General features: G+C 72.6%; 8 protein-coding genes. 1 reads left to right on the top strand and 7 read right to left on the bottom strand.

Annotation, left to right across the window (positions count from 1 at the left end):
- Positions 1 to 20: 20 nt before the first annotated feature.
- From E1211_RS26960 to ppdK, 7 genes are all read right to left on the bottom strand, one after another.
- On the bottom strand, positions 21 to 272 hold the full coding sequence (locus tag E1211_RS26960) for a helix-turn-helix transcriptional regulator (protein WP_132352180.1): 252 nt from the start codon (positions 270 to 272) through the stop codon (positions 21 to 23).
- Positions 273 to 282: 10 nt separating this feature from the next.
- The gene (locus E1211_RS26955; protein ID WP_132352178.1) at positions 283 to 1134 is read right to left on the bottom strand and encodes an ABC transporter permease; all 852 of its coding nucleotides are present in this window, start codon (positions 1132 to 1134) and stop codon (positions 283 to 285) included.
- Positions 1131 to 2105, bottom strand: a complete 975-nt coding sequence (locus tag E1211_RS26950; protein ID WP_132352176.1) for an ABC transporter ATP-binding protein — start codon at positions 2103 to 2105, stop codon at positions 1131 to 1133. Before E1211_RS26950 ends, E1211_RS26955 begins: the two co-directional genes overlap by 4 nt.
- Positions 2106 to 2259: 154 nt before the next feature.
- Positions 2260 to 3093 carry a siderophore-interacting protein gene (locus tag E1211_RS26945; RefSeq protein ID WP_132352174.1) on the bottom strand — a complete coding sequence of 278 codons (834 nt, stop codon included), beginning with the start codon at positions 3091 to 3093 and terminating at the stop codon, positions 2260 to 2262.
- 14 nt (positions 3094 to 3107) lie between these two features.
- A complete protein-coding gene (locus E1211_RS26940) occupies positions 3108 to 4400 on the bottom strand; it encodes a deoxyguanosinetriphosphate triphosphohydrolase (RefSeq protein WP_132352172.1) in 1293 nt (430 codons plus the stop codon).
- Between the two features lie 54 nt (positions 4401 to 4454).
- Positions 4455 to 4805, bottom strand: a complete 351-nt coding sequence (locus E1211_RS26935) for a VOC family protein (protein ID WP_132352170.1) — start codon at positions 4803 to 4805, stop codon at positions 4455 to 4457.
- Positions 4806 to 5012: 207 nt separating this feature from the next.
- A complete protein-coding gene (gene ppdK / locus E1211_RS26930; RefSeq protein WP_132352168.1) occupies positions 5013 to 7721 on the bottom strand; it encodes a pyruvate, phosphate dikinase in 2709 nt (902 codons plus the stop codon).
- Positions 7722 to 7987: 266 nt separating this feature from the next.
- On the opposite strand from ppdK, the gene E1211_RS26925 reads away from it, so the two are divergent.
- Complete coding sequence (locus E1211_RS26925) at positions 7988 to 9811, top strand: beta-N-acetylhexosaminidase (protein WP_132352182.1); 1824 nt, start codon at positions 7988 to 7990, stop codon at positions 9809 to 9811.
- The last annotated feature ends 422 nt before the right edge of the window (positions 9812 to 10233 follow it).

The following is a 10233-nucleotide window of genomic DNA, read 5'->3' as shown; positions in this document are numbered from 1 at the left end:
GGCGAGCGGGCCGGGGGACGTCAGGCCGGACGTCCCGCCCCTGTGGCGGCGTCCCCGATCCGGGGGAACGGCTCGATCGAGAAGATCACCTCGACCGGCACCTCGAAGTACGCCGCGATCCGCAGCGCCAGGTGCAGGCTCGGCCGGAACTCGCCCCGCTCCAGGTAGCCGACGGTCTGGTAGTGCACACCCAGCGCGTCGGCGAGCTGCCGCCGGGAGATGCCCCGCTCGGCCCGCAGCACCGCGATGCGGTTGTGCACGGTCTCGCTCATCGACGCCCTCTCAGATGACCTGTTGCATGGCCCGCTCCCGACGCGCGGCCACCCGCGAGCCGGACTCGCGGCGGGCCATCCGGCGCAGCACCACGGGGGCCAGCACGAGCCCGAGCACGGCCCACGCACCGAGCACCCCGAGCGTCTCCAGGTGCCGCCACGACCCGTCGATCTCGACCGCGGCCAGCGCGTCCGGCAGCAGCGCCGAGCGCATCCCCAACCCTAGCCAGTAGATCGGGAAGACCTGTGCGACGGCCTGGAGCCATCCCGGGTAGCCGTTGATCGGGTAGAAGATGCCGGAGAGCGCGATGAGACCCATCATCGGCAGCATGACCAGCCCGAGGTTGCGCGGGTTCTCGATCAGCGACCCGATGACCGCGCCGATGGGCAGGGTGGCCACCAGGCCGAGCACCGCCACCCAGAGCAGGGTGAGCCAGGCGCCGGCGCTGGTCAGCCGGAGTCCGTCCACGAGGAACAGCGACGGCACGAGCTGGATCAGCATGCTCACCAGGGCGACCGTCGACATCAGGGTGAGCTTGCCGACGAGGTAGCCGAGCATCCCGTTCGGGGTCGCCTTGGCACGAAGCAGGGTGCCGTCCTCACGCTCGACGACGAGCTGCTGGGCGAGCGTGATCAGGCCGCCGAAGGCCAGCCCCATGCCGAGGACGCTGGGCAGCGTCCGGGCGCCGAGCGAGAAGTCGGTGCCGGGCACCGTGGCGCCCCGCATGAAGAAGATGGTGACCAGGAGGACCAGCGTCGGGAAGACGTAGCCCCACACGTCCTGGCTGTTGGTGAAGCTGTTGCGCAGCTCGATCATCCCGCGCCGGAATCCGGCCCGGACGGCCACTGTGGTCGGGTTCATCCCTGGCTCCCCTGCTGCCACACCCGGGCCGCCCCACCCTCACGGGCCCCGGATTCCTGCTCGTAGACCAGTGCCATGTAGGCGTCCTCCAGGCTGGGCCGGCGGACCTCCAGCTCCTGCACCTCGTCGCCGTACTGCCGGAACAACCCGCGGAGGAAGGCGGTGGCGTCGGTCGCGGAGTGGACGAAACGCTCACCGTCCCGGGTCCAGCGGATCTCCGCGTTGCCGGAGATCCGCCGGGAGAGCTCGTCCGGCGTGCCCTCGGCGATGATGCGGCCGCCGGCCAGGATGAGGATCCGGTCGGCGAGCTTCTCCGCCTCGTCCAGGTCGTGCGTGGTGAGCAGGATGGTGGTGTCGTCCAGGTCCGCCAGCCGGTGCACCAACTCGTGGAACTCACGCCGGGCGGCCGGGTCGAAGCCGACCGTCGGCTCGTCCAGGAAGAGCAGCTCGGGGCGACCGACGATGCCGACGGCCACGTCGAGCCGGCGGCGTTGCCCTCCGGAGAGCCGACTCACCCGCTTGCGGGCGTGCTGGGTCAGGCCGACCGCGTCCAGCAGCTCCGTCACCGGCCACGGCCGACGGACCCGATCGGTGGAGTACGGCGCGTAGAAGTCACCCAGGTGGGCCAGCAGCTCCTGGACGCGCCACCTGCCGTGGTCGCGCCAGGACTGGAGCACCACACCCATTCGGGCGCGCCACCGCTCGTCGCCCCGGCCCGGGTCGACGCCGAGGACGCGGACGTCGCCGGCGGAGCGCATGCGGAAGCCTTCGAGGATCTCGATGGTGGTGGTCTTGCCGGCGCCGTTCGGGCCGAGCAGCGCGAGGACCTCACCGCGGCGGGCGGTGAGGTCGACACCGTGCAGGACGTCGACGGTGCCGTAGCGCATGCGCAGGTCGCGGACGTCGAGGACGAGGTCCTCGTCGGGCGGGTGCGGGCCGGCAGCGCTCTCGGGGAGTTCGACGGCGGTCATGATCCTCCCTAACTGACGAATCACTACGCCAGAATGTAGCAGTCCTACTACATCCGGGGGTACACGCACTGCCGCCTGCGGGCTCCGCCGGACCGCCGCCACAAATGCCGATGGGGTGGGACCGCAGTCCCACCCCATCGTGCGTACCGTCGGCTCAGGCGGCCGCCAGCGCCTCCTCGGCCTCGGCCTGCCGCCGCCACTCGGGCTTCCAGGCCCGCCAGCCCTCGTCGTCCATGCCCCGACGCCAGTAGCCGGAGATGGAGAGCATCTCCCGGGGCACGCCCCGCTCGACGCGCAGCAGCCGGCGCAGCTCCTTCACGAACGTCGCCTCACCGTGCACGAACGCGTGCACCGCGCCGCGCGGGAAGTCGAGCGTCCGTACCGCCGCGACCAGCGCCTCGCCGACCGGCCGGGCGTCCCGGTGCAGCCAGTAGATCTCGACGTCGCCCGGGCTGATCAGGGGCAGCTCGTCGGCCGGGCCGTCGACCTCGAGGAAGACCTTCGCGGGCGCGCCGGACGGCAGCCGCTCCAGCGAGGCGGCGATCGCCGGCAGCGCGCTCTCGTCACCGACCAGCAGGTGCCAGTCCGCCTCCGGGCTCGGGGCGTACGCGCCGCCGGGGCCGACGAAGTGCACCGGGTCGCCGGGGCGCAGGGCCGCCGCCCACGGCCCGGCCAGCCCCTCGTCCCCGTGGTGCACCACGTCGACGGTGAGCTCCCCGGCCGCCGCGTCCCAGGCCCGCACCGTGTACGCCCGCATCCGGGGCCAGTGCGAGCGCGGCAGGTCACGACGGACGGCTTCCACGTCGTACGGCGACGGGTGGGCCACGTGCGGCTGCGGGAAGATCACCTTGATGTAGTGATCGGTGAACTCACCCACCGGCAACCCGGCGAGCTCCGCACCACCGAGAACCAGCCGGATCAGGCGCGGAGTGGGCCGCTCGACACGCGCTACCCGGGCCCTCGTGACCTTCGTTCGGCGCTCCGTCATGTGGTTAGGCTATCCTAACCAGCCACGCTGGCTCGGCCGGGTCCCCCATCCGCGACCAGGCGTTCGTGCCAGGCCACGGCCGCCGGGTCGGTGAGCGAGGCGACCTGGTCGATCACCACGCGCAGCCGGGCGACGTCGTCCGGGGCCGCCCGCCACAGCGGGGCGAAGACCGGGTCCAGCCCCTCCGGCGCCCGGGCGAGCAGGGCGGCGACCAGTTCCGCGAGCACCTGCCGCTGCCATTCGTACCGGGCGTGCGCGCCGGGGCGGCGCATCACGTACCGCAACGCGATCCCCTTGAGCAGCGCGCAGCGGGCCCGCACCTCCCGCGGCACCACCAGGTCGGCCGCGTACCGGCGGTGCGGGCCGGTGCCGAACCGCCGCTCCGTGGCGGCGACCGCGGCGGTGACGAAGCGGCCGGTCAGCACGCTGGTGGTGGCCTTGAGCGCGGCCTGGGCGCGGTGGCTGCCGTCGTAGCCGGCGAGCGGGGCGAGCACCGGGTCGGCGAGGAGTTCGACCAGCACCGTGCCGAGGTCGCCCGGCGACTCGCCGGAGTAGATCTCCGCCACGTCGGCGCAGAGCGCCGCCCGCTCGTCGGCGTCGTCGAGCAGCGGCCGCAACGAGACGTACCCGCCGTGGATGCCGTCCTCGACGTCGTGCACCGAGTACGCCACGTCGTCCGCCCAGTCCATCACCTGCGCCTCCAGGCAGCGCCGCTCCCCCGGCGGCGCGCCCGCGCGGATCCAACCGAACACCTCGGCGTCGTCGGCGTACACCCCGAACTTGCGCCGGCCGGGGCGGCGCGGCCAGGGGTACTTGCCGACCGCGTCGAGCGAGGCACGGGTGAGGTTCAGGCCGGCGGAGGAGCCGTCGGGGGCGAACACCTTCGCCTCCAGCCGGATCAGCACCCGCAGCGTCTGTGCGTTGCCCTCGAAACCGCCGCAGTCGCCGGCGAGCAGGTCCAGCGCGGCCTCGCCGTTGTGCCCGAACGGCGGGTGCCCGAGATCGTGGGCGAGCCCGGCCACGTCCACGACGTCCGGGTCGCAGCCCAGCCGGGCACCCATCTCCCGGGCGATCTGCGCCACCTCGAGCGAGTGGGTCAGGCGCGTACGCAGGAAGTCGTCGGTGCCCGCGGTGTGTACCTGGGTCTTCGCGGCCAGCCGCCGGAACGCCGCCGAGTGCAGCACCCGGGCGCGGTCCCGCTCGTACGGGGACCGGCCGTGCCCGGTGTCCTTGGGCGTCTCCGCGACCCGCCGCTGCGCGTCCGGCGCTCCCTGCGCGTCAGGCGTCCCGGACGGTCTCCCGTTCAACCGGTCGCCCGAGCGCCCGCGCCGAAGCCCGCGGCCGGGACTTCGACAGCCGCCCTAGTCACGTTGCCGGAGCACGCAGAACTCGTTGCCCTCCGGGTCGGCGAGCACGGTCCACTCCACGTCGGCCTGCCCGACGTCCACGTGCCGGGCGCCCATGTCGACAAGCCGTTCGACCTCGGCCTCCCGGTCGACCGGACGCAGATCGAGGTGGAGGCGGTTCTTGGTCTCCTTACCCTCGGTGGCCGGCACGAAGACGATGCCGGGCAGCCGCTCCGGCGACTGTCGGATCTCCACCTCGTCGGGCTTCTCGGTGACGACCTGGTAACCGAGGGCCTCGGCCCACCACCGGGCCAGCCGGGGCGGATCGTGGGCGTCGACGGTCAGGCTCTCCCAGACGCTGGTCATGCAGCCACCCTTCCGCATCGACGGAGTACGAGCGAGCCCAGGTTACGCCCGCGACCGCCGTACGGCGCGTCGGCGATCCCGCTCGCGGGGTGACAGTTCCCGGGCCGGGGCCGGGTGAATCCGTAGCGGCGAAGCGGATCCCGTGGCGCCGGGCACGCGGCGGGCACCGCCGGCGGCGGGGCGGCGCCCGTCCCGCCGCCGGCCCGCTCACCGGCTGTCCGAGCCGGCCGCCTCCAGGACGGCCCGGCCCGCCTCCAGCCGTGCCACCGGCACCCGGAAGGGCGAGCAGGAGACGTAGTCCAGCCCGACGGAGTGGAAGAAGTGCACCGAGTCGGGGTCGCCGCCGTGCTCGCCGCAGACCCCGAGCTTGAGCCCGGGCCGGGCGGCCCGACCCTCCTCGGCGGCGATCCGGACCAACCGGCCCACGCCTTCCGCGTCGATCGACTCGAACGGCGAGATGCCGAAGATGCCCAGCTCCAGGTAGCGCCAGAAGAACGCCGCCTCGACGTCGTCGCGGGAGAAGCCCCAGCCCATCTGGGTGAGGTCGTTGGTGCCGAAGGAGAAGAACTCGGCGGCCTCGGCGATCTGCCCGGCGGTCAGCGCCGCCCGGGGCACCTCGATCATCGTGCCGATCAGCACCTCGACGCCGCTCTCCCCGACCACCTCGGCGATGATCTTCTCGGCCTCGGCACGTACCGTCTCCAGCTCCTGCACCGCGCCGACCAGCGGCACCATGATCTCCGGGCAGGCCGACCCGCCGTCGCGGACGACAGTGACGGCGGCCTCGACGATCGCCCGGACCTGCATGGCGAACAGGCCCGGGATGACCAGCCCGAGGCGTACGCCGCGCAGGCCGAGCATCGGGTTCTCCTCGTGCATCCGCCGCACGGCGGCGAGCAGGGCCTCCTCCTTGGCCACGTCCTCACCGCGCTCCTGGGCGACCGCCACGTTGACCGCGAGCTGCTCCAGCGGAGGCAGGAACTCGTGCAGCGGCGGGTCGATCAGGCGGACGGTGACCGGCAGCCCGTCCATCGCCCGGAAGATCTCCACGAAGTCGGCCCGCTGCAACGGCAGCAGCGCGGCCAGCGCCTGCTCGCGCTCGTCGTCGGTGCGGGCGAGGATCAGCCGTTCGACCAGCTCCCGCCGGTCGCCGAGGAACATGTGCTCGGTGCGGCACAGACCGATGCCCTGCGCGCCGAACCGGCGGGCCCGCGCCGCGTCCTCGGCGGTGTCGGCGTTCGTCCGCACGAGCAGCCGCCGCCGCTGGTCGGCGTGGGTCATGATCCGGTGTACGGCCCGGACCAGGGCGTCCTCGCTGCGCTCCGGGTCGAGACTGCCCTCGAAGTAGCGCACCACCTCGGAGGGCATGACGGGCACCTCACCGAGGTAGACCTTCCCGGTCGTGCCGTCGACCGAGATCACGTCCCCCTCCTCGACGGTCTGCTCCCCGACGGTGAACCGCCGCTGCGGGACGTTGACGTCCAGCGCGTCCGCGCCGGAGACACAGGTCTTGCCCATCCCCCGGGCGACCACCGCCGCGTGGCTGGTCTTGCCGCCCCGCGAGGTGAGGATGCCCTTGGCGGCGATCATGCCGTTCAGGTCGTCGGGGTTGGTCTCGCGGCGGACCAGGATCACCGACTCACCCTGGGCGGCCAGCTCGACGGCCCGGTCCGAGCTGAAGACGGCCTTCCCCGACGCTGCTCCCGGCGAGGCCCCGACGCCCTTCGCCACCGGCTCGAACTCGTGGTCGAGCCGGAACCGCGGGAACATCAGCTGGGCCAGCTGGGCGCCGTTGACCCGGTGCAGCGCCTCGTCCAGGTCGATCAGGCCCTCGTCGACGAGCTGGCCGGCGATCACGAAGGCGGCGGCCGCGGTGCGCTTGCCGACCCGCGTCTGGAGCATCCACAGCTTGCCGCGCTCGATGGTGAACTCGATGTCGCAGAGGTCCCGGTAGTGCTCCTCCAACCGGGCCATGTAGCTGAGCAGCTCGTCGTAGGAGGTCTTGTCGATCCGCTCCAGCTCCTGGAGCGGGACGGTGTTGCGGATGCCGGCGACGACGTCCTCGCCCTGCGCGTTGGCGAGGTAGTCGCCGTAGATGCCCTGGGCGCCGCTGGCCGGATCACGGGTGAAGGCGACGCCGGTGCCGGAGTCCGGCCCGAGGTTGCCGAAGACCATCGCCACCACGTTGACGGCGGTGCCCAGGTCGGCTGGGATGCGCTCCTGCCGGCGGTAGACCACGGCCCGCTCGGCGTTCCACGACTCGAAGACCGCCCGGATGGCCAGGTCGAGCTGTTCCCGCGGCTCCTGCGGGAACTCGCGCCCGGTGTGCTTGGCGAAGATCTTCTTGTACGCGTCGACCAGCCCGCGCAGGTCGTCGGCGTCCAGGTCCAGGTCGTTCGTGGTGCCCTTGGCGCGCTTGGCCTCGTCGAGCGCGTGCTCGAACTCCTCGCCGGGCACGTCGCAGACGGTCTTGCCGAACATCTGGATCAGGCGGCGGTACGAGTCCCAGGCGAAGCGGTCGTTCCGCCCGGCCTGCGCGCTGAGCCCGATGACGCTGCGGTCGTTGAGGCCGACGTTGAGGACGGTCTCCATCATCCCGGGCATGGAGAACTTCGCGCCCGAGCGGACGGAGACCAGCAGCGGATCGTCCGGATCGCCGAGCCGCCGGCCCATCTCCCGCTCCAGCGCCTCCAGGTGCGCCTCGATCTGGTCGGCGAGCCCGGCCGGCTCCTCACCGGTGGCGAGGTACTCCTTGCAGGCCTCGGTGGTGATGGTGAAGCCGGGCGGCACCGGCAGGCCGAGGTTGGTCATCTCGGCCAGATTGGCACCCTTGCCGCCGAGCAGGTCCTTGAGGTCCTTGTTGCCCTCGGCGAAGTCGTAGACGTACTTGTGGTCCACCGTCTCTTGCGCTGCCACCAGAGCCTCCCGCGCGCCATCGACACTTAACGAAGGTTCAGTTCGGACATACCCCGGGCGCGATCACCGTTAATCCCGGTGTCGTCAGCAATCGGTGGGCGAAGGCTAAGCGAACAGAGCGTGGGCTGGGACCGTTCGGTGACAATAGGCACAGCCATCACCACTATCCGCGTTCGTACCGGTTTTTGGGAACGGTTCCACGCGCAAGATCACGCAAGTCCGCCGCCCGCCGTACCCTTGACGGCACAGATTTCGGTGAACGTCATATTTGCCACAACCAACGCAAATACACCCCCGGAGCCGCCACCGTGTCGACCCTCCCCTCCGCCGCCGACCGCGAGCAGCTGTCACTGGGTACGCCGGCCACCGGCGACCTCGCCCGCAGCGCCGCCCGGGTCGCCGACGAACTGCTCACCCCCGCCGCCCCCGTACGACTGGCCGACGTCGTACCCGCGCCGGAACAGGTGCGCCCGGAACCCGCCGACGACCACCTGCTCGCCGCCGACACGGTGATCCGGGTCAACGCCGACAGCGCCGCGCTGGCCGTCGCCGAACACCTCGCCGAGCTGCTACGACCGGCCACCGGATATCCGCTGCCGGTGACCGACACGGCGGACCGGGAGCCGGGCGGCGGCATCGTCCTCACGCTCACCGGCGACGAGACCCTCGGCCCCGAGGGCTACCGGCTCGACGTCACCCGCGCCCGCGTACGGATCTCCGCGGCGCAGCCGGCGGGCCTCTTCTACGGCGTACAGACCCTGCGCCAGCTGCTACCGCCGGCCGTCGAGAGCCGGACGCCGACCGCCGGACGCTGGGTGCTGCCCGGCGGGTCGATCGTCGACCGGCCCCGGTACGCCTACCGGGGCGCGATGCTCGACGTGGCCCGCCACTTCTTCCCGGTCCCCGACGTGCTCCGGGTCATCGACCACCTGGCCCGCTACAAGCTCAACCAGCTGCACCTGCACCTCACCGACGACCAGGGCTGGCGGATCGCGGTGCCCGGCTGGCCCCGGCTCACCACCGTCGGGGCCGCCACCGAGGTCGGCGACGGCCCCGGCGGGCACTACAGCACCGCCGACTACCGCCGCATCGTCGCCTACGCGGCGACCCGGCACATCACCGTCGTACCCGAGATCGACCTGCCCGGGCACACCAACTCCGCGCTCGTCGCCTACGGGGAACTGGCCCCCGACCGGGTGGCGCCGCAGCCGTACACCGGCACCGAGGTCGGCTTCAGCTACGTCGACCCGGCGAGCGAACGGACCTACCAGTTTGTGACCGACGTGCTCGGGGAGGTCGCGGCGAACAGCCCCGGCCCGCTCCTGCACATCGGCGGCGACGAGGCGTTCAAGGTCAAGGGGACGGCGTACACCGACTTCGTGGAGCGGGTGCAGCGCATCGTCGCCGGCACCGGCAAGACCGTCGTCGGCTGGCACCAGATCGCCCCGGCCGCACACTCCGACGGGCGGGTCCTGCAGTGGTGGGGCACCGACGGCGACGACCCCGCGACCGCCGAGGCGGTACGCCGGGGCGCCCGACTCATCCTCTCCCCCGGCAACCACGCCTATCTCGACATGAAGTACGCACCGGACACCCCGCTCGGACAGGACTGGGCCGGTCTGATCGACGTGCGCCGGGCGTACGACTGGGATCCCGGCAGCCACCTCGCCGGCGTACCGGCCGACGCCGTGCTCGGCGTGGAGGCGCCGCTCTGGACCGAGTCGGTGACCACGCTGCCGGAGATCGAGTTCATGCTCTTCCCGCGGCTCCCCGCCCTCGCGGAGCTGGCCTGGTCACCGCGGTCGACGCACGGCTGGGCCAGGTTCCGGGAGCGGCTCGCCGGGCACGGCCCGCGCTGGACGGCGGCGGGTATCGCGTACCACCCGTCGCCGGAGCTGCCCTGGCCCGTGGCCGCCGCCGACGCCACCGCCGCATCCGGCGCAGCTGTGTCCAGTGACCCGGCGTCGGCTCCCGGAACGAGCACCGACCCGGCGCCGGAAGCCGATCGGGCGACGGACAGCGCACCGGTGACAGAGACCGCGGCGATCCCCAGCCAGCCCAGACCGGACACCGCGCCCGATCCCGCCTGACCGGCCGCCTGGCATTCGACCGGCGCCCCGGTCCGGCGACCGGCCGGGCCCCCCATCGACGGTCGACGCGGAGGGAACCGGTGGCTGGCGGGCCGTCCACGCCATGGTCGAGGTGGTGGTCGATTCGGGCACCGGGATAACGGGCTGTCCGCTTCGGCGGTCACCCCAACATGCCTGGAAGTCGCGACCCGCCGCGCAACGGCGGTGGCGGTTCGGCACCGGACGTCCGGTTCGGTCCTGCGCGGTTCCTACCCGAAATACCCGGTTCGGCACCGGGCGTCCCGTGGTCGGGGCCACCCCGGCGGCGGAATCATCGCCGGGCCCGGGTCGTTGAACAGGGTCGAGCCGCGCGACCCCGCTCGCCGGCCCCCGAGAGACCGGCCCAGCCGGGAATCATCACCGGCCCCGGGTCGTTGAATCCC

The organism is Micromonospora sp. 15K316 (assembly GCF_004348525.1).
GTDB lineage: Bacteria > Actinomycetota > Actinomycetes > Mycobacteriales > Micromonosporaceae > Micromonospora.
This window is presented reverse-complemented; position numbering and strand designations above follow the sequence as displayed.